This is a genomic window from Streptomyces mutomycini (assembly GCF_001700505.1).
Taxonomy (GTDB): domain Bacteria; phylum Actinomycetota; class Actinomycetes; order Streptomycetales; family Streptomycetaceae; genus Streptomyces; species Streptomyces mutomycini.
In genome coordinates this window covers 34,394-57,156 of the sequence record NZ_MAPV01000057.1, presented here as the reverse complement: position 1 = coordinate 57,156, position 22,763 = coordinate 34,394, and the positions used below count along the sequence as shown (strand labels likewise).

Here is a 22,763-nt window from a genome sequence, read left to right as displayed (position 1 = left end):
GCCCGCACAAGTGAGCGCGGGGAACTCGGGCCCGGGGTACAGCGGTACAGCGGTTAACGCCAAGCCGGTGATCATGGGATCGATGCGGGTCGTGGGCGGGACTACCGCAGCTCGGCGATCGGGTGGGGCTAGGTCTGAAGCCGTTCGCGGAGGTCGACCTCCTCGGGGGTGAGCTCTGCGGGGGTCGTCTCTGCGGGAGCCGAGGGTGTCCTCATACGCACCACTGTGCGCGCGACCGCCGCCCCGGCATGAGGCCCGGGGCGGCGGTGGCTTTCATCAGCGGCCGTCGGCAAGCGGCCACGGCAGCAGGCGGATGTCCTCCTCGCTCAGCGCGCCCTCGTAGGCGAACACGCTGTCCACCGCGCCGTGCAGATACTCGCCCCACCCGTCGGCGGTGCGGCCCCGGCCGAGCTGGAGCCCGCCCGTGCTCTTCCAGGCGGCGGCGAAGTCGGCCGTACCGCCTTCGTCGAACTTCTCCCCGTCCACGTAGAAGAACACCTGTTTGACGGAGGCGTCATGGACGACGGTCACCCGGTGGCCGGGCCCGCTGTTGCCGTCCGGCGATTCGATCCGGCTCAGCACGGTCTCCGGCGCGCCCGGCGCGTCGGCGTGGGCCATCACCAGGTCCCAGCTGGAGCTCTCCGGATCGAAGCGCACCTTGAAGGCGTCGCTGTGCTCGCCGCCCTGGGAGATCGCGGTCATCGGCGCCGCCGGCTCGTCGTCGGTGAGCCGGACCCGGACGCTGACGGTGAAGCTCCCCGAGGTGTCGACCACGGGCGCTTCCGTGGCGGCGTGGCCCGAGACGCCCTCGAGGCGGAGGTGGCCGTCGCCGTCGATCTCCAGGGGGAAGTCCTGGCCGCACTCCAGGTCCAGCGGGTCGCACGGGTCGTCGAGGCGGTAGAGCGAAGCGCCCGGTCCCAGCTTCAGCGGTGCGCCGCCGCCCGCCTCCGGGGCGAGGCCGTCCGGCGCGGTGTCGAGCGCCCAGTGGCCGAGCCGCCGCGCGGCACGGGTGGCGAGGTCCTTCACCTCGGAGGCCACGACGATCCGGTCGTACGCCCGTACGTCACCGATCTCGCCCTGCCAGCGGTCCCGGTACCCCTGCGCGCCACGCGCCCGGCCGATCTGGAAGGCGCCCTCGCCCGCCACGGGGGTGACGGCCACCTCCTCGCCGGCCGCGCGGCCGTTCACGTACAGCCGTGCCGTACCGGTCTCCGCGTCGTACAGGCCCAGCACATAAGCCCACGCGCCGGTCTCGGGAAGCCCGCCCGTGACCCGCGCCCCGCCGACGGAGAACGACCACTGGGGGGCGCCCGCGACCTGGGTCAGGCCCAGAGTGAAGGCGCGTGCCGTACCCGCGTCCTGCGAGAGGACCGTACGGGTGCCGTCCACGCGACCCGGCCGCACCCAGCCGCCGACCGCGAAGGTCTCCGCGGTGTCGGTGACGACCGGGGCGCCCGGGGTCAGGAAGCCGTTCCCCGATCCGTCGAGCGAGGCGGTGGCGGTGAGCGGTGTGCCGGAGGGCGCGGGCGCGCCGAAGGTGACGCCCGCACCGGCACGGGCGGCGGTACCGGTCTCCGCGGCGGCCGAGCGGGAGCCCGCCGCGTCGGCGAGCTTCCATCGCGCCACCGGGGCGGGGCCTTCCCCGATCCGGAAGGTGTAGCTGGTGCGCGGGCCACGGTTGCCCGCTCGGTCCTGTGCCTGTACGGAGAGGGTCTGCACGCCGGCGCTCTCCGGCAGGAAGCGGATCTCGGCCGATCCGTCGGGCTCGGCCTCGACCGTCTTCGGCGGTCCGCCGATGAAGGAGTAGGCATAGGCCGTGACGTCGTCGGCCTGTGCCGTGACGTGGAAGGTCCCCCGGACGCCGACTCCGGGCGTCCAGGTGTTGTCGTCCGGGTAGTCGCCGGAGGTGACGACCGGGGCGTCGGGCAGGGTGCGGTCGTACACGAACTGGCAGGGCGCTCCCGCCCCTTCGCTGCTCCAGGCCGACGCCCCGGCGTCGTTGACGGCACGCACCCGCCAGGAGATGACGGTCTCGTCGGGGATCTCGCCCGGCAGCTGCCAGCTGAACGGGGCGATGTCGGACTTCGTGGTGGTGGTCATGGTCACGCGCTCCTCGGCGCCGCCCTCGCCCTGCCACCAGGCCTCGAACTCACCGCGTAAGGCGCTCACTTGGCCCGGCTGTCCGCCGCCGGGCCCGTACAGCCGTGCCGTCAGCCGCGGGACGGATCTCACGTAGGGCCGCTCGTCCCCGGACACGCACGGCTCGCCGCCCGTCTCCAGTTCGGCGGTCAGCGGCTGCTTCGGCGGGAGCGCGCCGGACGCCGCCAGTACGGTGCCCGGCGACGCCAGCACCGTCCCAGCGGCGATCACCGCGACCGCAGCCGCCCGTCTCGCCCGTCCAACTCCCGTACGTCTCATCATGCGCGTACCCCTCCCCTGTGACGCCACCGAAGATCGTTGGCGGGGGGAGGCTAGCAGCAGCGCACGCGGGCCGCTCCCGAATGACGCCGGGTCAGGACACGGTGTGGCCGGGGCGACGGCCCGCGCGCGAGCATCCGTGACGCCTTCTCCAGCTGCGGCAGCGTAAACAGCCGCTCCTTCTCCGTCGCCCGCTTAGCCGTGCTGATCAGCCGGGTCGCCATCAGGACCTGAAACAGGTCCAGGGCCTCGTCGATGGCCTTCGCCTCCAGGTGGCGCATCACCGCGGTGAGCATCGCGGTGCGCTTGGGCTCCTCCGCCCGCTCCAGGCTCGCCGCCTTCGAGCCCAGCCCGTAGCGGGCCAGCGCGGCCAGCCGGTTCGGCGGGACCTGTGACAGCCGCACTCGGCCCAGCTGGAACGCGCCAATCTCATCGGCCCGCTCCAGCGACCGGGCGAACGCCGTGCCCGTCGTCCGCGTCGGCGGCCGGCGCAGCCGCTCCAGCTCCGAGAACCGGGCGTCCTCCGGCGTCACCAGGGTGGCAACCAGGTCCCCGGGCAGCGTCGCGTCCGCCCGGTGCGCGGCCCTGGAGACCGTGGCGTGCAGCCGCTTCTCCGCGGCCGTACGGACCTCCGACACCTTCCGGGCCAGCACGGACACCCCCGGCAGCAGCACCCGGTGACGGCGCATCCAGCCCACCGCCTGATTGAACAGCGCCACCAGCCCCTCGTCGTGCGTCCACGCCCGGCCGTGCAGGAACGTACGGAACTTCCGCCCCCACTCCGCATCGTCGTACTCGTGGTACGCGTACGCGTCCCGGATCTCCCACGCGTGCTGGTACACCGAGCGCAAGCCGACGGCGTCCGACACCCTCGCCCGCCTCCTCGACGACGGCACCGGACAGGTCGCGCTTCCGCTGCAACCACTGGTCACCACCCTGCTGAAGATGGACCGGCCCAAGAGCCGACTCATCTGGCTCCGCAACCCCAACGTCGTCCGCCTCCTCCGGGGCCTGGCCACCGGCACCATCCCGCTCACCCACGACGAGCTGCACCAGGAAACACCCTGGCGAACCGTCGCTCACCTGCGCGACTTGTTGATGGACAGCGGCGTCCTTCCGCCCGTCGACCGACAGCTCATGCTCTATCAGCGTTGGCTGACCGAACGACTCGCCGGCATCGAGGACCCCGAACACCGTCGGCGTCTTCAGCACTTCGTCACCTGGCATCAGATGCGACACCTGCGGAGCAAAGCGGAGAAGGGGACTCTGGGACGCTCCCAGACCAGCCAGGCGAAACAGGAGATCACTCAGGCCGGCGCCTTCCTCGCCTGGCTCGCCGACCGAGGCCACACCATCGAACACTGCCAGCAGGCCGACCTCGATGCCTGGCACACCGAGAAGGTGGCCACCCGGCGCCCGGCCCAGACGTTCCTGCGCTGGTGCATGAAGACGAGCCGGATGCCCCGCCTCGCCCTGCAACCCCAGATCGTCAACCAGGACAAAGCGCCGCTGCACCAGCACCGCCGACTCGCCATCCTCCGGCGGACCCTCAACGACGACTCCCTGTCCCTGCGAGCCCGGGTCGCCGCCGCACTCGTTCTCCTCTATGCGCAACCCGTCAGCCGCATCGTCCGCCTCACTGTCAACGACGTCATCGACGACGGGGCCACCGTCACCATCCGGCTGGGAGATCCGCCGTCCCCACTGCCGGAGCCCGTCGCTGACCTCATGCGGGCATACGTCCAGTCCTGCTGGCACCTGCCCTACGCCAGCAGCAGAAGCTCACAGTGGCTTTTCCCGGGCCGCCAGCCCGGACAGCCGATGAATCCGGTCAGCCTCCAAGTCCACCTGCGGAAGATCGGCGTCCCACCGCAACGCGGCAGGACCTCCGCGATCCGCCAACTCGTCCTCCAGGCTCCGGCCCCCGTCATCGCGAAAGCTCTCGGCTACCACGACAAGACCGCCACCCGCCTGGTCACCGAGGCCGGCGGAACCTGGAGCCGGTACGCCCCTGGCGACCACACACGGTGACACCAGGTTCGGCTTCACCGAGGGACACGGTCCAGACAGTCTCACCGTCATTCATTCCACGGCCGGACCTGACTTCTGGAACGTCCTCCAGTACTGGCGTCGCTTCTCGTCCCGCACCACGACGCCGAGACGATCCAGTTCCCCACGAAGTTCCCAAACGTCCGCGTGGGAGGGCCCCTTCTTCTCCAACGACTCCTGGCGGGCCTTGAGGATGGCGTTCGCACCCTCCGGGAGACCGGGAGTGTCAGGCACCCAGCGGCGGAACTCGTCCTGGTGCGGATCGACGTCCGCCCACACGTAATTGTGCACGGTAAAGGCGTCGGCAACGCGGCCGACGTCCAGGTCGCACTCCTGCCGAGTGAGCTCGCCACCGTCGTGGCCGAGCAGGACGAGTTGCTTGCCGTCCCGGAACACTGCGGCGACGGCGTCGCGCGGGAATTTCCGTTCCCGTCCCTTACATGTGAGCACAACGCGGTCATACGACAGACGAATCACCAACTGCTCGTGCTGAGCAACAAGTCCAAGGGCCAGCCCAGTCACCGCACCCGCGGTGGGCAACCACGGGGCGGGGATCGACGCAACGAGCTCGGCCGGTCCCTGCAGCGGTGCCCAGGGAAGCGTCACCAGCCAGTCGGCCAGGAGGCCGACCAGCCAACCGACACCCGCCCCCACCAGCATGAAAACGACGTAAATGCACACGGTGCTCAAAGTTGACTGCCGGAGCACGGTGAGCCGACTCCCCTGCGACTCTCGCTTCGTTCCCTCGTGCACGTTCATGTTCCCCCTTGCCTCCAGCGTCGCGTAATAATAGACCGAGCGCTCGGTCTATCAATGCCCATCCGAGACCAGATTCGAGAGTTGACCGGAAAGAGGCCCCGATGAGGACAGTCGACCCGGCCAGGCACCAGGCACGGCGCCGGCACATCATCAACGCCGCAGCCGAACTCTTCGCCGCTAAAGGCTTCGAACGCACCACCACAGCGGAGATCTGCAAGGCCGCCGGCATGAGCGCGGGCAACCTGTTCCACTACTTCCCCAACAAGCGCGCGATCTTCCACGCCGTCTTCGAGGACGAGGAGCACGACGGTGCCACCAAGGCCGAGCGTCTCGCCGCTGCCCGCACCGCCGACGACCCGTGGACCGCCCTCCTCGACATCGTCGACCTTCTCGCCGCCCCCGCCGCGGAGCCGCTGGTCCCCGCCCTCGCCATGGAGGCGATGATCCAGGCTTACCGTGACCCCGAACTCGAAGCACTGCTGAGCCGTGACAACGATGAGGAACGGTCCACCATCACCGGCCTGCTGTACGACGCGGCCGCAGCAGACCGGATCGACCCCACCCTGGACCCCGACGACACCGCAGCCTGGATCATGGCACTCATCGCCGCTCTCTACACCAGCGCCGCCACTGACCCGTCCTTCACCCCGGCCGCCCAGCTCCCCACCCTGCGCCTGATCCTCCAACGCTTCCTACGACCCCACACACACCAGGAACCGGAGCGGTGAACAGGCACCTATAGGACCCAATACAGCGGCAAACACACAGAGTGATCTTCCGGCCGCACCGGCGGCGAATACGCGACACCTCAACATGCGCGCCTACCAGTCCCGAGGCCGGAACTGTGGTGCCCACCCTTCCGTGAAGCTAAGGCCGAGGCGCCCTCGGCCGGAAGGGACCGTCGCTCGCGAAGGCGCGGGTGGCGAATCGCTTGCCCATCCGGCGGTATGCGGTGGCCGTGGGGTGCAGCCCGTCGGCCAGATCGTCCGCCTCGTCCGGGCCGAGCAGCTCGCGGCCGTCGAGATGGTGGAGGTGGGGATCGCGTGTCCGCCGGGCGGCCACGATCCGTTCCAACTCGGCACGGACCACCGCCAGCGTCAACGCCCCCGCGGCCACCTGGGCCGGGTCACCCAGGGCTGTGATCCTCCCGTCCGGGCCCATCGTCGTCGGGCCTGGAGTCTCCTCGACCGCAGGACAGCTCACCGGGGACATCAACAACAGCGGAGTGTCCGGGTGCCCGTCCCGGATGGTGTCCAGAAACCCATGCACCGCCGGGCCGAACGTCCGCAGCCGAAAGGCGGCCAGACCCACGATGTTGATGCCCACCTTGAGGCTGATCAGGTCGGCGGGCGCATCACGGATCGTCCGGGCGACATAGGGGTCCAACAGCGCGTTGCCCGCTTGGCTGAGGTTGATCACCTCCACTCCCCCGAGTGCGGCTGCCACCGTCGGCCAGGTGCCGGTCGGGCCGTCGGCCTCGATGCAGTGGCTGATGGAGCTGCCGTGGTGCACCCAGCGGCGCCGACCGTCCGGCAGCGGTGGAAGCACTTCACCGTCGGCGCGCAGTGCGACCAGTTCCATGGGGGTCTGCTGCGGCAGCCACAGCTCGACGCTCTTCATACCGGCCGGCAACCCGGTGAACCGCACGGTCCCCGGATCGCCCGGGATCAGCCGCTGCGCGGCCCCGGGACCCGCCATCCGCAGCACGTTTCCCACCGGTGCCCGACGACGCCCGGCAAGAGCGCCGTTCACCAGCAGCTCCAGCATCCCGGTCGGACGGGGCAGGGGATCGGTGTCGAGCTGCCCCGTGAAGGTGAGCACCTCGAACTCCAGCTCACACGCATCGGTGCGGAACACCAGGCGCACGCCCGAAGGCATCACGGTCACGCCGTAGACCGACGGGTCCTGGTACTGCTCCTTGGTCCACGCCGGCAGCCGGCGCGGCATCACCCCCGTCGGCGTGATCTCCAGATCCAGCGCACCCCGCAACTCCACCGGTCCGCCCACCAGAGGAAACGCCCGCATCGCCACCGTCACCGCTCCTTCCCGAGGTCAGCCTACGATCGAGATCGCGCGCCGCGACGGTGCGGTCGTCGTTCCCCGACCCTGTTGTCCGGCAGCCGTACGCCGGACGGAGACTGTGGGCATGGAGTTCTTCTGTTACCACCGCGACCGGCCCGGCTCCCTCACGTTACGCAACGAGCTCGTGGAAGAGCACTGGTCCTACATGGACCGGTACGCCGAGGAGTTGATCGCTCGCGGCCCGACCTTCGCCGGCGACGAGACGCCCACGGGCAGCGTGCACATCGTCGACCTGCCCGATGCCGCCACCGCCCGCACGTTCGCATTCGACGAGCCCAACTACCAGGCCGGCGCCTACCGGGACGTACTGCTGCGCCGGTGGCGCAACCTGCTGGGGCGCACCATGTGGGACTTCCCCGGTGACCGGACCCGTGGCAACCGCTACCTGGTGCTCGGGCTCGGCTCGGGCCGGCCCGCCGACCTCGCGGTGCCGCCCGGCCGTGACGAGCTGATCGCGTACGGGCCGCTGCTGTCCGACGACGGCGCCACCTGGCTGGGTACGGCGGCGCTGCTCACGGCTTCCGACCCGGATACGGCGCGTGCCGTCCTGACGCCGGACCGGTATGCCGGCATAGAAGTTCATGACTGGGAGTTCGGTGGGCGCAGGTGACGGACCAGGGGCCGGCGAGAGCCCGCACACCCCTGCCGCTGTAGTCCTCACCTAAGCACGGTCACCGCGCAGAAAGCGGCCGGTCCCGGCTCCCGCCCGAGGGCGGGGAGCCGGGACCGGCCGGTGGGGCGGGGCGTCAGCGCTGGGAGAACACGGCGACCGTGCGCCCCGGCACGGTGAAGCTGCCCGACTTCCCCTCGTACGAGGACTTCTTGACCGTGCTGTCCGCGCCCGCCGCCTGGACGGGGTGGAGGGCGTACGCCTTCCCGGCCAGCTCGGGGACGTCCTGGCTCTGCGTGCCGGGGGTGGCGTTCATGACGACGACCAGCTTACCGAGGCGCATCGTGATCACCCCGGGCGTCTCCTCCTTGCCGGAGAGCGGGAAGGACAGGGTGTCCTGGACCTGCCCGGCGGTGGCGAGGCCGAAGTCCTTCTCGGTGGTGCGGATGGTGAGCAGGTCCTGGTACGCGGCGGAGGCGCCGGTGATCTGTGCGCACCCGGGGGTGAGCCCAGGGGCGGTCAGCAGCGGCTTCCCGTAGGACCACTTGTCCTTGTTGTCGGCGGCGGGCGGCAGTCCCCGGCCGAAGCCGTTGCCCTTGCGGCAGTCCCAGTGCAGCGCGTTGAACCAGTCGCCGCTGTCGTAGGAGTTGCGGTCCAGCGACTTGGAGCGCAGCAGGTCGGTGCCGGCCTGGGAGAGCGCCGGTCCCTGGGAGAGCGCGGCGGTCGCCATCGCCAGGACCTGCATGCGGGCCCGGTCGGCTGCCGTGGTGTCCGCCGGGAGCTTGAACGCGAGGGCGTCGTAGAGGGTTTCGTTGTCGTGGGCGTCGGCGTAGGCGAGCGCGTCACCGGGCACCGCCGCGTAACCGGCGGGGGCGCCGTTGTAGTCGACGGCCGAGCCCTTGACCGTGCGGCCCTGGGTGTCGGTGAAGGTGTAGTCGGCGAGGTTGCCGGTGAGGCCGACCTTGATCAGGTCCTGGTAGTGGAGCAGCCGGGCCTTCTGTTCGGCCTCGGTGCCGTTGGCGGCCGAGGTGTTGGGGTCGGTGTAGAGGCCGGAGGCGAAGCCCTGGACGCCGGGGTCCTCGTCGAAGGGGCCGCCGCCGCGCACGGCGTCGCGGGCCCGGTCGGAGAAGGTGGCGATGCCGGTGCCGGCCATGTTCTTCTGGGTGGCCTGGACGAAGCGGGCGTCGTCGGCGATCTCGCCGAAGTTCCAGCCCTCGCCGTACAGGATGATCTTACTTCCGTCGACGCCGTCCTTCGCGACGGTCAGCTCGTCGAGGGCCTTGCGGACGGCGAGGACGTTGGCCTTGGGGTGGTGTCCCATGAGGTCGAAGCGGAAGCCGTCGACCTTGTACTCCTTGGCCCAGGTGACGACCGAGTCCACGACGAGCTTGCCCATCATGGTGTTCTCGGGCGCGGTGTTGGCGCAGCACGTCGAGGTGGCGACGGTGCCGTCCTCCAGGAGCCGCTGGTAGTAGCCGGGCACGATCTTGTCGAGGACGGACTTGTCGTCCTGGCCGGAGGCGACGGTGTGGTTGTAGACGACGTCCATGACGGTCCGCAGCCCGGCGCCGTTGAGCCCCTGGACCATCTGCCGGAACTCGGTGGTGCGCTTCGTGCCGTCCGGGTCGGAGGCGTAGGAGCCTTCGGGGACGGTGTAGTGCAGCGGGTCGTAGCCCCAGTTGAAGGCGTCCTTCGCGGCGGCCTTGGTGACGCAGGCCTGCTGCTCCTCCGAGTCGGGGGCGTGTGCGGACAGGTCGCAGGCCGGCTGCTGCTGGTCGGACTTCTTCTCGGGGATCGTCCCGATGTCGAAGACCGGCAGCAGGTGGACGTAGCTGGTGCCGGAGTCCGCGAGCTCCTTGAGGTGCTTCATCCCGTCGGAGCGGGAATCGGTGAAGGCGAGGTACTCGCCGGGGTGCTTCGACGTGGTGTCCGTGACCGAGAAGTCACGGACGTGCAGCTCCTGGATCTGGGCGTCCCGCAGCGGCACGGCGGCGGGCTTCTTCAGCGCGGACCAGCCGCTCGGGGCGAGCTCCGGGTCGTCGAGGTCGACGACGAGGCTGCGGGCGGAGTCGGCGGTCAGGGCGGTGGAGTAGGGGTCGGTGACCTTGTTGGTGACCAGCTTCTGGACGGTGGGCGCCCAGACCTGGACGGCGTAGCGGTAGGGCTTGCCCGTCCAGGACTTCTTACCCGCGACCGACCAGACGCCGGTGCGGTCGTCGCGCCGCATCGGGACGGTCTTCCCGTCCATTTCGAGCGAGACCGTGCGGGCGGTGGGCGCCCACACGGAGAGCGTCGGGCTGCCCTTGCGGAAGACGGGCCCGAGGGAGGCGCTGCTCGCGGCCTTCCCGTACAGCTCGTCCAGGACACCCGCTGTCTGTACGCCGGTGGCGGCGAGCAGGGCGCCGTTGGCGGCGCGCTGGGTGGCGATCAGCTGGCCGCGCAGGGACTCGCGGACCCTGTCCCGGTCACGGGTGTCGACGGTGAACGCCGGATAGTCCCCCAGGTGCGGGTACTTCGCCTTCTGCGCGTCGGTGAGTTCGGTGGCGCCGAGCCGGAGCCACTGCCCCTCCTCGGAGAGCGCGCCGTCGACGACGGAGATCCCGCCGTTCTTCGCGTACACGAGCTGCTGGCTGGTGGCGTCGGTGGCCTTCACCTTCCAGACGACGGTGTTCGCGTCGATCCACTGCGCCTCGGCCTTGGTGAGGTCGGGCGTCGGCACCCCGCCGGCCTGCGGGAGCAGATAGCCGGGCTTGCCGCCGAGCATCCAGACCTCGCGCCCGTGCGAGGCGATGTCGAGGGACTGGTCGCTCGGGAGGTCCTTCTCGTCGCCCTTGTGGAGGATGTAGCTGAGCGAGGTGGCACCGTCGGTGAGCGGGACCTCGAAGGTCACACCGTAGGCGTCGGTCTTCGAGGGCTCCAGCGGCTTGGCCCAGTCCGTGGGCGCTGCGGCGCCCGTCCAGGTGTGCAGGCCCCAGCCGTCGTAGTCGCCGTCGGCGCGGTGGTAGTGCAGGACGGCCTTTCCGGTGTCCTGCGGCGGGGTCCCGGGAGCCTCGGCGGTCTGCTCGTCCTTGCCCTGCTCGATCCAGACCTGGCCGGTCCTCGCGAGGTCGATGGTGCGCCCGGGCCCGTCGGCCGTGCCGTTCTTCTCGACCTTATACGGAACCGAGGACGCGCCCTCGTCGAGGTCGATCCAGGCGAAGGCGCCGTAGGCGTCCCGCCCGATGAAGTCGGCGGTCTTCCCACCGGACTTCAGCTGCCAGCCCTCGTAGTAGCCGTCCGCGCGCTTGTAGTGGACGACGGCGTGGTCGCGTTCGACGGCGACGGGCTTCGGGGTGGCCGGGGCCTGGCCCGCGGTGGTCGACGCGGTGTCGCCGGCGGTGCGCCCGGCGCGGTCGACGACGACGGCCTTGTAGCGCAGCGCGGTCCCGGCCTTCACCGACTCGTCGAGGTGCTGGGTGACCTTGTACGGGGCGTGGTCGGCGGAGCCGAGGGTGCGCCACTTGCCGTTGCCGGTCTGCGCGGCGAACACGACGCGGTTCAGATCCCCGCCGTCCACGTCGGCGCTGATCTCGACGGTGCCGGTGGCTCCGGCTGCCGGGGCCACCAGGGTGACCGAGGGCTTGGCGGCGGGGGCATCGAGCGGTTTGTCGGCGCGGAGCACGATGCTGGAGAGCGCGGGCACCGTGACCTTGGCCGTCTTGTCCGCTCCACTACGCACGGTGCCGGAACCGCCGTACAGCGTACGGAAGTTCATGCCGGCCGATGCGGTGGGCAGCTCGACGGTGCTCGCCTCGGAGGAGTTGTTCGTGGCGACGACGTACTCGTACGGCTTCTTGGTGTCGGTGCGCGAGAAGGCGTGGACGGAGCCCTTGGAGTACCGCTCGGTCTGGGTGCCGTCACGCAGCGCCGGGTGCTCCCGGGTGAGCTTCGACAGGGCCGCTATGGAGCGGTAGAGCGGGTGGGCGGTGTCGTACGCGTCGGAGGCATGCGTGCGGTCGGTGCCCAGCTGGTCGTCGTCGAGGTAGTCGGCGGTCTTCGAGGCGAAGAGCGTCTGGCGGGCGTCCTTGTCGCCGCCCGCTCCGGTGTAACCCTGCTCGTCGCCGTAGTAGATCACCGGGTTGCCGCGGCCGAGGAACATCAGCTCGTTGGCGAGGCGGGCGCGGTCCGTGAGCTCGGCGTCGCCGGCCTCCGGGTTGTCCTGCTTCAGGAAGGTGCCGATCCGGCCCATGTCGTGGTTGCCGAGGAAGGTCACCTGCTCGTAGGCGTTGGCCTTGTCGGTGGTGTAGCGGTAGTCGTCACCGTAGACCGCTGCGAGCTTCGAGGCCGGGGCGCCCTGGGAGGCGTACTGCCGGGCGGCTTCCTGGAAGGGGAAGTCGAGCGTGGCGTCGAGCCTGCCCCGCGTCACGTAGGGCGAGGTGATCGCGGTGTCGGCGGAGTAGACCTCGCCGAACATGAAGAAGTCGTCGCGGCCGCGCTTCGCCGCGTAGTCGTCGAGGGCGGTGGCCCACTGGGTCCAGAAGTCCATGTCGACGTGCTTGACGGTGTCGATGCGGAAGCCGTCGATGCCGAAGTCGCGGACCCACTTCTCGTAGATCTTCTCCATGCCGGAGACGACCTCGGGGCGCTCGGTCCACAGGTCGTCGAGGCCGGAGAAGTCGCCGTACTCGGTGGACTCGCCCGCGTAGGTCGAATCGCCCCTGTTGTGGTACATCGTGCTGTCGTTGAGCCAGGCCGGGACCTTCTTCCCGGTGTTCTGCGGGGTGTACGGGAAGGAGTCGGCGTCCACCTCCGCCATGCCCTGGCTGTCGTCGAACGGGCGGCCGTCCTCGTCGAGGTACGGGAAGGCGCCCTTGGGCTTGTAGCCGTACTTCTTCTCGGCGTAGTCGACGGTGTCCGCGGTGTGGTTGGTGATGACGTCGAAGAAGACCTTCATGCCCTTGCCGTGGGCCTTGTCGATCAGCTTCGTGAGGTCGGCGTTGGTCCCGAAGTGCGGGTCGACCTGGGTGAAGTCTGTGATCCAGTAGCCGTGGTAGCCGGCCGACGCGTTGTCACCGGCGCCCTGCACGGGCCGGTTCTTGAAGATCGGGGCGAGCCAGATCGCGGTGGTGCCGAGGCCCTTGATGTAGTCGAGCCGCTGGGTGAGGCCCTTGAGGTCGCCGCCCTGGTAGAAGCCCTTGTCAGTGGGGTCGAAGCCCGTCTCCATCCGCGAACCGGTGAGCCCGCCGCGGTCGTTGGACGTGTCGCCGTTTGCGAAGCGGTCGGGCAGCACGAAGTAGAACTGCTCGCGGGTCAGGTCGTGCCTGGCCGGCTCCTTCGCGAGTTCCGCGTCCGAGGGCGGGGACGGGGGTCTGGGCGCGGCGGACGCGGAGGCCGCCGGCACGACGGGGAGCAGCGCCGCGCACAGTGCGGCGACGGCCCCCCGCCGGAGGGTGGTTCGGGACACGGGCGGGTACTCCTCGGCTTTCGGGGATCTGGCGGTGTGGAGCGGTGCGGGCCGGGGACGCTCACCCTCGCGTCCCCGGCCCGCCAGGTGGATGATCAGCTGCGCCAGACGTCGGCGGTCAGCGCGACCTTGCCGGAGGCAGGCACGGTGGCGGTGCGGTTGGCGCCGCTCTCCCAGGTGACGTTGCCTGCGGCGTCCTTGCGGAGGTACTTGTACTGGAACGCCGTACCGGCGGGCAGGGCCACGTCGAGCTTCCAGACGGGGTACGTCGCCGGGTCGAGCTTCAGCGCGCTGCCCGGGGCCCAGTTGCCGAGGGCGGCCTGGTTGCCGGTGACGTAGATGTTCTGGCCGGACTGGGTGGTGGCGTTGACGCCGAAGGAGGCGCCGGAGTCACCCGTTCCCGGGGCGGTGCCTCCGCCCGAGCAGGTCCGGGCGCCGGCGTGCAGGGCGAGGGCGGTGTTCGCGCCGAGGGTGGCGGTGAACTGTCCGGAGCCGTTGACGGTGACGCCCTTGCCGGACTGCACGTCGCAGTAGTCACCGGCGGGCAGCGACGTCTGGAACGTACGGGTCAGCGAGGAGCCCTCGTGGTTGATGGCGACGTACGCCTTGGAGCCCCGGCCGAAGGCGATCTGGTCGCCGCCGTTGTCCCACCAGTTCGAGACGGCCTGGCCCCGGGCGGCGTTGCGGAAGCCGACCATGGAGGAGATCTCGCGCCAGGAGTGCTGGCACTTCCAGCCGTCGCTGTAACAGGCGTTCACCTGGCCGCCGTTGGGCGGGCCGGCGTCCTTGTCGGACCACTCGTAGCCGGAGTGGACGTCCGGGGAGCCATAGGGGTAGGCCAGCATGAAGACGCTCGCCAGGGTGTAGTTGGCGCCGTCCTTGTAGTTCAGGGTGTCGCCGCCGCGCTCGGTGTCGTGGTTGTCGACGAAGACGGCGGACTTGCCCGACTCCATGAAGCCCCAGCCCTCGCCGAAGTTCTTGAGGTGGGCGAGGTTCTCGTTGTTGAAGACCTGCTTGAGGCCGCGGCCGTAACGGAACTCCTGGACGTCGCCGCTGCCGAGGTACTCGGAGGGCGAGACGGCCTCGCCGGCGCCGTAGATCGCCTCGTGCTTCCAGTAGACGCCGGGGTTGCTGAGCCGGGACTTGATGTTCGCGAGGTCGGCGGCCGGCATGTGCTTGGCGGCGTCGATACGGAAGCCGTCGACGCCGAGGGACAGCAGGTCGTTGAGGTACCCGGCTATCTTGCCGCGTACGTAGTCCTCGCCGGTGTCCAGGTCGGCCAGGCCGACCAGTTCGCAGTTCTGGACGTTGCCGCGGTCGCCGTAGTTGTTGATCTGCGACTGGCAGTCGTTCATGTCGCTGACCGAGTACGTACCCGGGTAGTTGTACTTCGTGTACGAGGAACCGCCGGTGCCCGTGCCGGAGCCCGCCGACATGTGGTTGATGACTGAGTCGGCGATGACCTTCACACCCGCGTTGTGGCACGTACTGACCATGTTCGCGAAGGCCGTACGGTCACCGAGGCGGCCGGCGATCTTGTAACTGACGGGCTGGTACGAGGTCCACCACTGGGCACCCTGGATGTGCTCCTGGGGCGGCGAGACCTGGACGTAGCCGTAACCGGCCGGTCCGAGGCTGTCGGTGCACGCCTTGGCGACCGAGGCGAACTTCCACTCGAACATCACCGCGGTGACGTCCTTCTCGCCGGGCGGTGCGGCTTGGGCGGTCCCGGCGCCGAGCCCGGCGGGGACAACGAGGACTGCGGCGCCCGTGGCGAGCGCTAGCGCGGCAGACAAGGGCCTGCGTGCCATGACGTTCCTCCTGCGGTGGGGGAAGTGCGGGGGATGGCGGAGCAGCCTCACCTGGCAACGCGCCGTGCCGTCAAGGCTTCTTGAAGGTTCTTGCAGAAAGGATGCAAAACCTGGGGTGCAGCAGACCGTACGAGCCTGACCTGCCCTGGTCAACCCCCTGGACATGGTGCGCTTACATCCCGATCACCTCGCTGAAATATCGGAGATTTCTTCCTGCAAGGGCTTACGCAAGATATTGCGGGGCTGTTAAGTTCATCCCGACTCCGGCCCGGCCGGCCGGGGGTCCGGTCATCCGGACCCCACGCGCCCGTCCGGCCGGGCCGGTCACGCCACGGAGAGGCCCCGACGTCGCTTCCCCGCCGGCCCAACCCGGGCCGACTTCGGGGCCTCTCCTGTGCGTGGCGGGCGTGCGGGGGCTATGTTTGCCGGTCACCGACGAGCCGGAGGAGTGAAGAGTGCACGACGCCGCCGTGACCCCCGGAGGCGACCGGATCCGCTGGGTGGAGCTGCCCGGGCAGGAGCCGGCCCGTGTCTATGTGCACGGCCTCGGCGCGACCTCCCCCGCCTACTTCGCACAGGCGGCCGCCCATCCGCTGCTCACCGGCCGTAGGTCGCTGCTCGTCGACCTGCTGGGGCACGGCATCAGCGACCGGCCGACGGACTTCGACTACCGCCTCGAATCACACGCCGACGCGCTGGCTGCCGCCCTGACGTACGCGGGCGTCACGGGCGCGGAGTTGGTCGCGCACAGCATGGGCGGTTCGGTCGCGGTGGTCCTGGCGTCCCGTCACCCACGGCTGGTCTCGCGCCTGGTGCTGGTGGACGCGAATCTCGACCCCGTGACGCCGGTGTCCGGCGCCCCGGGGAGCAGCGGGATCGCCGCCCTCTCCGAACCCGAATTCCTGGCGGGCGGCTGGCAGCACATCCGCGATCTGGCGGGCCCGCACTGGTGGTCCACGATGCGTCTGACCGGCCTGGAGGCCCTCCACCGCAGCGCCGTACACCTCACCCGAGGGACCACTCCCACGATGCGTGAGCTGCTGGTGGAGCTGAGCATCCCGCGAACGTTCCTGTACCCGGCGGCCGACGGCTCCCCCGCCGGGGCCGACACCCTCTCCGAGGCCGGTGTGCGGGTGGTCCCGGTCCCGGACTGCGGGCACAACATCATGCTGGACCAGCCGGACGCGTTCGCACGGGAGACCGCTGCGGCGCTCTCGGCGCACGGCTGAGGGTCAGCGGTCCGGATGGTCCTCCGCGCCGAAGATCTCTTCGGCGGTGGTGGCATGGACGGCACGGATCAGCCACTGGCGGGACAGTTCCGAGTCGGTGCAGGTGGTGATCTTCTCGCGGGTGGCGCCGGTGATCTCGATGCCACGTGCGCCGAGGACGATCAGGATGTTTTGGGCGCGAGCTTGCGCGCGGCCCTGCGCGCGGCCCTGCGCGCGGCCCTCCTCCCGGATCTCCTCGGAGAGAGGCGAGATGTAGAAGGAAAGATCAGCCACCAGGTTCCTCCATCGTTGTCCGGGCGGAACCGATGCCGGCAGCCCGCGAAGGCCAACCGGCACCGGAACGACGTCATCGATCGGCAGGGGTCGCCTCGCCGAAGATCTCGTCAGAGGTGGTGACGATCGCTGCGCGCAACAGCCATCGGCGGAGGAGCTCCGGGTCATCGCAGGTGGTGACCTTGTCGCGGGTGGCGTCGGTGATCTCGATGCCACGTGCGCCGAGGATGAGCAGGACGTCCTCGGCGCGACTCTCCACGCGGCCCTCGACGCGGCCTTCGTCCCGGATTCCTTCGGAGAGCGGCGAGGTGTAGAAGGAGAGATCCACGGCCACCAGGTTCCTCCACTGTTGTGCGGCGGGGCGGTTGCCCAAGCCTTGTGCGATGAGTTCGACGAAAGGTTCAGCGATCGATTCCGGTGTGTCGCGCAGGGCGACCGACATCGTCTTCAGTATCGCATCGACGTCCGGATTGTCTGCGTGTGTAATCGCGGAGAGTGTGGCGAGCGCGAGGTCCTTCCGGGCTTCGGCCACATTGGTGATGACGGGCATGTTGTGGGGGCCCGCCACCAGGGGACGGGTGGTGACGGTCGGCCATTGGGGCAGGCCGATGGTGAGGGGCCGGGCCGCCCACGCAGCGGTCGCGTGATCCTGGCAGATCACGAGGAGCAGCACGGGGAGCCGGTACTTGTTGTTGAGGTGCGTGACGTAGTAGGGCCAGCTGGCTGTCTTGCCGGGGTCCTTCTTGCCTTGCGCTTCGACGATGAGGAGGAAGGGCCCGTCGTTCTGCGTCTCGATGCGCAGGAGGGTGTCGACGCGCCGTTCGAGCGGCTCGTTCTCGGTGAGGTCGACGGTCAGAGGCTCTGCCGACGCGAGGGGCGGAAGTTCGAGCCCGAGGACTTCGGGGAGCCGGGAGAACAGGCCCGGCTCTTTTTGAAAGATGCGGTGCATCGCTTCGTGCGGTGCGCTGACCATGGGTTTCCGTTCGGGATCAGGCGGCTGTGGACAGGTCGGTGCGGCAGTCCCGGCAGTGGCCGGGGTGCCGCGAGCGGAAGGCGCGGTCGCAGCGGTCGCAGTTCTGGAGCGGGATCACGATCGCGCCGGGGCGGGCGGGTGGTGCGAGGTCCTGGGCGCCGGGGAGCGGCGGCGGCAGAAGAGCGGTGATGCGGTGCCGCAGGAGCTTGGCGGGGTGGTTGAGCGGCACGGGGAGGTCGGCGGTAAGGGCGTGCCGGACGGTGTCGGGATGGGAATCGCGTTCGAGCCAGGTGACGACGCCCGGGACAAGTACGCGGATGTCGGTCTCGGACAGCACCAGCTGAGGCGCGTGACGTCGCAGGTCGGAGAGAAGCGCGGCTGCCGTGCGCTGGAGCTCCGGGGTACACGCCTGCGGCTGCGGGAGCGGTGCGGGTGCCGCTGTGCGGGCGATGGGCGGCGGCACGAGGACGGCGGCGGGTTGCGGCGGAGGTTGCGCGGGCGCCGGGATCACCGGGGCGGGCTCGCGCGGCGGGGACTCGGCCGCGCCACGCGCGACCCGGGGCTTGGTGACCGGGGCGGCGGGGGTGTCCGCCCCCGGCTGGTTGTACGAGACCGTGCGCGTCACGATCCGCCCGTCACCGAGGCGTACGCGGCTGCGGTGCAGGTAACCGGCTGCCTCCAACTCCCGCAGGGCTGCGGCGATCCGGGTCTCGCTCTCCGGGAAGCGTTCGGCGAGGCGCTTGATGCCGACCCTCGCTCCGGCCGGCAGCGACTGGATGTGCACGGCCAGGCCGACCGCGACGAGGGAGAGGCCGCGATGCTGTGCCAGGTGGTTGCCGATGACGGTGAAGCCTGCGGTGTGCCGGACGTTGCAGTGGATCACGCCGGATACGACGGGCTCGGCGCCCGGAGGCGCGCTAATCTGCTGGGTACCCATCGGGAAGCCTCTACTTCCTCGGTGGTCAGGCCCTCGCTCGGGATGTCAGTCCCGGCGGGGGCCGTCTCATGTCTGTGGTGGTCGAGGCGAGCATATGCCCGACAACACGTGCCAAATCCAGTTCAGTTGCCCTTTGTCACCCGAGTGAGTGACGAAGCATGAACTACGGCGGGTTGGGTGGGGAGGGGTAATTTCCCCACGTTCTTAAAAGCTTTAGACATCGTGGGCAGCCGCGTCGCGGCTCACCGGGTCGTGGGCCCCCGCGACCCGGTGACAGCGGTCACGGTGCGAGGTCGAGTTCGGCCCAGACCGTCTTGCGCGGGGCGGGCCCGACGTCGATGCCCCAGCGGTCCGCGAGCGCCCCGACGATCAGCAGGCCGCGCCCCGACTCGGCTTCGTCGCCCGGCAGATCGACGGTTCCGGGCGCGGGAGGCAGCCGTTCGCCCCGGGCGTCGGTCACTTCGATACGGAGGAGCGCATCGCGGAGGACAGCGAGGCGCAGCCGGAAGTCCCGGCCTGCTACACGGCCGTGAACGGTGGCGTTGGTGGCCAGCTCGGCGACGATGTGTGCGGCCGACTCCATGGGGAGCCCCCAGTGGGCCAGATGCGCCATGGTGAGCAGACGGGCGAGCCTGGCGCCCCGGCGGGTGGGAGAGAGCAGCACGGTGAACTGCCGGGTCGGAGCGGAATGTTCGGTTCGGGTGATTTCTTGGGTCACGTCACTCAGCGTGGCCTCTTTTGCTTACCGTGAAGAGGGACAAGTCGGTTACGTACGGTGATTGTCCGGTCCTTGTCCAGTGCTGTCCCGGCTGTCCGGGGTGACTGCCCGGGGATCACAGGGGTTGAAGCACGAACGGCAGGCGCGTCGGAAGTGGGGCATGGATGAGCGTGGATGAGGCCGGTACGGCACGCGGCAACGCCGGAGCGGACGAGCCCGGCTGGGAGGTCGATCCCGATGACGAGTCGGGCTCGGCACTGGTCGCCTCTGTGGGCCGTCAGATCAAGGCGTGGCGGGAGTCTGCGGGCATGCGGGCCGGTGAGTTCGGGGCCGCGATCGGGTACGGGGAGGATCTCGTCTTCAAGGTGGAGGGCGGTCGGCGCATTCCCCGCCCTGAGTTCCTGGACAGGGCGGACGAGGTGCTGGGGGCAGCCGGCAAGCTCGCCATGTTCAAGAAGGAGATGGCAGAGGTCCGTTACCCGAAGAAGGTCCGGGAACTGGCGAAGCTGGAGGCGCAGGCAGTCGAGCTGGAGGCGTACCACCATCACAACATCAATGGCCTGTTGCAGACCGAGGAGCACATGAGGGCGTTGTTCGCCTCGTGGCTGCCGGCCTACACGCAGGACGAGATGGACCGGGTGGTGGCTGCTCGCCTCGCCCGACGATCCATCCTTGGCCGGGCACCCCTCCCCTCCCTGAGTTTTGTCCAGGAAGAGGTGACGCTTCGCCGTCCGGTCGGAGGCACAATGGTGCTGCGCCGCCAACTCGAACATCTCCTGGAGGTGGGCCGGTTGCCGAACGTGGCAGTCCAGGTGATGCCGACGTGCCGCGAGGAACATTGCGGGACGGGTGGCCTGATCGAGGTGCTGAGGTTTCCCGACGGGAGTGCGGTCGGGCGGTCCGAGGGTGCGTTCAGTGGCCGCCCGGTCTCCGACCCGAAGCAACTCAGAATCCTCGGACTGCGCTATGGCATGATCCGGGCGCAGGCTCTTTCGCCACGTGAGTCGCTGGCCTTCATTGAGCAACTGCTGGGAGAGACATGATCCGCAAGCCCTCTGCCGAGGAAGCGACACAGCTGAAGTGGCTCAGGAGCAGCTACAGCAGCAGCGGTGACGGCAACGACTGCGTCGAGGTCGCGACCACCCCCGGCACCGTGCACGTCCGCGACTCCAAAGCTCGGCCCGGCCCCCGCCTCGGCTTCACCTCCGCCACATGGGAAGCCTTCGTGACGTACGCCTCCGAGGACTGGCAAGAGGGATGACCGCCGGCGAGAGCGAAGCCGCCCCGTACGTACGGTTCCAGTCGCCACACCCGAACTCGCGAGGCCGGTTCACCGGGGTTTTTGGGCTCGTCAACAACCTGGCGCGCGAGGGAAGGCTCTCGGACGAGCAGGAGTCGTTCCGTCGCAGCAACAACAGCTGGTACGACGCCGCGTACACCGACCCTTCGACGGTCGACCCCACCGTTTACGACGACGAGATCAACCCGGGCGCGGCAGCGTGGTTCAAGCCGTCAGCCGCGCATCTCCTCGGGCGGGTTCCCGGCTATCTGGAGGTCCTGGCCGCCCACGGCGTCGATTGCCTGATGGTGCGTTCCGCGGATCCGGGTCGGGTCGTCTACGAGGACGACGTGCAGGTCGTGGTCGTGCCGTCGCCTGATCGGCCCTGATCGCGAGCGGTCCCTGTCAGCCGGGATCCCGCTGAACCGGCCTCCGTTCAGGTCCCGGCCCGAGAAAAGCTTGAGTCTCCAGTGACTGGAGGCGGCAGAGTCGGGGTCATGGACGCCACGACCCTCCACTCGATCGGGGAACTCTCCCGGCGCACCGGTCTGCCCGTGAGGACCATCCGGTTCTACTCCGATTCGGGGGTGGTGGCGCCGACCACTCGAAGTCCCGCCGGCTACCGGCTCTACGACCTCGACGCACTGCGCCGCCTGGAACTTCTCCGCACCCTGCGCGAGCTGGGTATGGACCTGGCCACCATCAAACGGGTACTGGACCGCGAGCTCTCGGTGGCGGAAGTCGCCGCCGCACACGCGGACGCCGTGGACGTTCAGATCCGGGTGCTGCAACTACGTCGGAGCGTTCTGCGAGTCGTGGCAGGCCGCGGGTCCGATCCCGAGGAGACCAAGCTCATGCACAAGCTCACGCAGTTGTCCGGCGAAGAACGCCGGCGTCTGATCGACGATTTCATCGACGGCACCTTCGGCTCGGAGCATACCGACCCAGCCGCAGCGGCCATGGTGCGCGCTGCCACTCCCGACCTCCCCGATGACGCGTCCAGCGAGCAGGTCGACGCATGGGTGGAACTCGCCGAGCTGGTCGGCGACGAGGGTTTCCGGGCCCGGATGCGCAGGACGGCTGTGCGCCAGGCCACCGGGCGCCTGCCCGACATCGAGAGTGCGGCCGGCGGGGAACTGATGGAGTTCACCCGTCGGACGGTGACCGGGGCCATGGATGCGGGCGTCGGCCCGCTCAGCAACGCGGCCACACCCGTCGTCGAGGACCTGGTGCACCGCTTCGCCAAGGTGTTCGCGCGCACCCTCGACGCGGAGTTCCGGGACTGGTTGGCCCAGCAGTTCGAAGAGGCGCACGACCCCGGGGTGGACCGGTACTGGCAGCTGGTGTGGATCGTCAACGGCTGGCAGGTGGTACCGAACCTGATCCCGGTACACCCCTGGATCGTCCAAGCCCTGCGAGCGGAACCTACGCAGAGGGACGGGTGACCACGTTGATGTTGAACGTGTGTGCGCCCAGACCGCCCGCGATGCCTATGAAGAGCAGGGCGAAGTGCTCCTGTCCGCGTGCGGTGGTGATGCCGCCGATGTCCAGCTGGGACGAAGAGGACCAGCCGAGGTCGGTGAGCAGCCGGCCGGTGATCTGTTTGGCTTCGGCGTCGTCGCCGGAGAGGAAGACGGTGCTCGGACCGTCGAGACCGTCCGGGGCAGTCATCACGGTGGAGTCCATGGTGCACAGCGTCTTGACGACGGGGGTCAGGGGGAAGGCTTCCTGGATCTGTTCTCCCAGGCTGCTGTTGGGGTGCGAGAGCTCGGTGAAGTCGTCGGAGAGACCCACTCCGACGTCGATCAGTAAGGTGCCGGCCAGCGCCGGTGCTCCGATGGAGTGCAGCAGTTCCACGGAGACGGTCCCAGGCGTGGCGTTCACCAGTACCTCCGCGTGGGCGGCTGTCTCGCTCAGGCCCGCCACGGGGAGTCCGAGTTCTGTCCGGTCCTCGGGCCGGCGTGAGCCGAGGAGTACGTCGTGTCCTGCGGCGCTCCAGCCATGGGCCAGCGCTCGTGCAACGTTGCCGGTGCCAAGTAGTCCTATACGCATGGGTGTGACGCTAGGCGTTGTCGGGCCCCGACGAATCGGACCGCAGGACCGGGTGGACCCGCACCATGGGCCTAGGTCTGCGGGCGCTTCCCCTCGCGCCTCATCCCGCTGAAGAGGGGCCGAGTCCCGG

Annotated in this window: 18 protein-coding genes and 1 pseudogene; 8 read left to right on the top strand and 11 right to left on the bottom strand. The window is 69.6% G+C overall.

The window, feature by feature from the left end; translation table 11 throughout:
- Positions 1 to 276: 276 nt before the first annotated feature.
- Both BFF76_RS09590 and BFF76_RS09585 read right to left on the bottom strand, forming a co-directional pair.
- Positions 277 to 2,418: a LamG-like jellyroll fold domain-containing protein gene (locus BFF76_RS09590; protein WP_065848022.1), complete on the bottom strand. Its 2,142-nt coding sequence runs from the start codon at positions 2,416 to 2,418 to the stop codon at positions 277 to 279.
- Between the two features lie 125 nt (positions 2,419 to 2,543).
- Positions 2,544 to 3,266, bottom strand: a pseudogene (locus tag BFF76_RS09585) (DUF4158 domain-containing protein); the annotation flags it as partial.
- A gap of 97 nt (positions 3,267 to 3,363) precedes the next feature.
- Between BFF76_RS09585 and BFF76_RS32915 the strand changes: the two are divergent.
- The gene (locus BFF76_RS32915) at positions 3,364 to 4,449 is read left to right on the top strand and encodes a site-specific integrase (RefSeq protein ID WP_065848004.1); all 1,086 of its coding nucleotides are present in this window, start codon (positions 3,364 to 3,366) and stop codon (positions 4,447 to 4,449) included.
- Between the two features lie 51 nt (positions 4,450 to 4,500).
- Here the strand turns inward: BFF76_RS32915 and BFF76_RS09575 are convergent, their stop codons facing one another.
- Positions 4,501 to 5,226: a YqeB family protein gene (locus BFF76_RS09575; protein ID WP_065848003.1), complete on the bottom strand. Its 726-nt coding sequence runs from the start codon at positions 5,224 to 5,226 to the stop codon at positions 4,501 to 4,503.
- A 101-nt stretch (positions 5,227 to 5,327) separates the two neighbouring features.
- On the opposite strand from BFF76_RS09575, the gene BFF76_RS09570 reads away from it, so the two are divergent.
- Positions 5,328 to 5,954 (top strand): TetR/AcrR family transcriptional regulator, encoded by a 627-nt coding sequence (locus BFF76_RS09570; protein WP_065848002.1) that lies wholly within the window; start codon positions 5,328 to 5,330, stop codon positions 5,952 to 5,954.
- 139 nt (positions 5,955 to 6,093) lie between these two features.
- Here the strand turns inward: BFF76_RS09570 and BFF76_RS09565 are convergent, their stop codons facing one another.
- Positions 6,094 to 7,251, bottom strand: coding sequence for a GDSL-type esterase/lipase family protein (locus BFF76_RS09565; RefSeq protein ID WP_031093810.1), 1,158 nt, complete (start codon positions 7,249 to 7,251; stop codon positions 6,094 to 6,096).
- Between the two features lie 121 nt (positions 7,252 to 7,372).
- Here BFF76_RS09565 and BFF76_RS09560 point away from each other — a divergent pair, with 121 nt between their 5' ends.
- Entirely contained in the window at positions 7,373 to 7,918 is a 546-nt protein-coding gene (locus tag BFF76_RS09560; protein WP_065848001.1) for a YciI family protein, read from the top strand.
- 136 nt (positions 7,919 to 8,054) lie between these two features.
- On the opposite strand, the gene pulA is transcribed toward BFF76_RS09560, so the two are convergent.
- Positions 8,055 to 13,361, bottom strand: a complete 5,307-nt coding sequence (gene pulA, locus BFF76_RS09555; RefSeq protein WP_065848000.1) for a pullulanase-type alpha-1,6-glucosidase — start codon at positions 13,359 to 13,361, stop codon at positions 8,055 to 8,057.
- Between the two features lie 95 nt (positions 13,362 to 13,456).
- On the bottom strand, positions 13,457 to 15,172 hold the full coding sequence (locus BFF76_RS09550) for a carbohydrate-binding module family 20 domain-containing protein (RefSeq protein ID WP_065847999.1): 1,716 nt from the start codon (positions 15,170 to 15,172) through the stop codon (positions 13,457 to 13,459).
- Between the two features lie 455 nt (positions 15,173 to 15,627).
- On the opposite strand from BFF76_RS09550, the gene BFF76_RS09545 reads away from it, so the two are divergent.
- On the top strand, positions 15,628 to 16,401 hold the full coding sequence (locus BFF76_RS09545; protein WP_065847998.1) for an alpha/beta fold hydrolase: 774 nt from the start codon (positions 15,628 to 15,630) through the stop codon (positions 16,399 to 16,401).
- A 3-nt stretch (positions 16,402 to 16,404) separates the two neighbouring features.
- On the opposite strand, the gene BFF76_RS09540 is transcribed toward BFF76_RS09545, so the two are convergent.
- From BFF76_RS09540 to BFF76_RS09525, 4 genes are all read right to left on the bottom strand, one after another.
- The gene (locus BFF76_RS09540; RefSeq protein WP_065847997.1) at positions 16,405 to 16,674 is read right to left on the bottom strand and encodes a hypothetical protein; all 270 of its coding nucleotides are present in this window, start codon (positions 16,672 to 16,674) and stop codon (positions 16,405 to 16,407) included.
- A 73-nt stretch (positions 16,675 to 16,747) separates the two neighbouring features.
- On the bottom strand, positions 16,748 to 17,647 hold the full coding sequence (locus BFF76_RS09535) for a hypothetical protein (RefSeq protein WP_065847996.1): 900 nt from the start codon (positions 17,645 to 17,647) through the stop codon (positions 16,748 to 16,750).
- A gap of 16 nt (positions 17,648 to 17,663) precedes the next feature.
- Positions 17,664 to 18,584 carry a DNA-binding protein gene (locus BFF76_RS09530; RefSeq protein ID WP_065847995.1) on the bottom strand — a complete coding sequence of 307 codons (921 nt, stop codon included), beginning with the start codon at positions 18,582 to 18,584 and terminating at the stop codon, positions 17,664 to 17,666.
- A 280-nt stretch (positions 18,585 to 18,864) separates the two neighbouring features.
- On the bottom strand, positions 18,865 to 19,302 hold the full coding sequence (locus BFF76_RS09525; protein ID WP_065847994.1) for an ATP-binding protein: 438 nt from the start codon (positions 19,300 to 19,302) through the stop codon (positions 18,865 to 18,867).
- A gap of 164 nt (positions 19,303 to 19,466) precedes the next feature.
- Between BFF76_RS09525 and BFF76_RS09520 the strand changes: the two genes are divergently transcribed.
- From BFF76_RS09520 to BFF76_RS09505, 4 genes are all read left to right on the top strand, one after another.
- Entirely contained in the window at positions 19,467 to 20,345 is an 879-nt protein-coding gene (locus BFF76_RS09520; protein WP_065847993.1) for a helix-turn-helix domain-containing protein, read from the top strand.
- The gene (locus BFF76_RS09515; RefSeq protein WP_065847992.1) at positions 20,342 to 20,563 is read left to right on the top strand and encodes a DUF397 domain-containing protein; all 222 of its coding nucleotides are present in this window, start codon (positions 20,342 to 20,344) and stop codon (positions 20,561 to 20,563) included. Before BFF76_RS09520 ends, BFF76_RS09515 begins: the two co-directional genes overlap by 4 nt.
- Positions 20,560 to 20,970: a hypothetical protein gene (locus BFF76_RS09510; RefSeq protein WP_065847991.1), complete on the top strand. Its 411-nt coding sequence runs from the start codon at positions 20,560 to 20,562 to the stop codon at positions 20,968 to 20,970. Before BFF76_RS09515 ends, BFF76_RS09510 begins: the two co-directional genes overlap by 4 nt.
- Before the next feature lie 108 nt (positions 20,971 to 21,078).
- Positions 21,079 to 22,026: a MerR family transcriptional regulator gene (locus tag BFF76_RS09505; protein WP_065847990.1), complete on the top strand. Its 948-nt coding sequence runs from the start codon at positions 21,079 to 21,081 to the stop codon at positions 22,024 to 22,026.
- On the opposite strand, the gene BFF76_RS09500 is transcribed toward BFF76_RS09505, so the two are convergent.
- Entirely contained in the window at positions 22,007 to 22,633 is a 627-nt protein-coding gene (locus BFF76_RS09500) for an NADPH-dependent F420 reductase (protein ID WP_065847989.1), read from the bottom strand. The two genes, BFF76_RS09505 and BFF76_RS09500, sit on opposite strands and share 20 nt — an antisense overlap.
- Positions 22,634 to 22,763: the final 130 nt, after the last annotated feature.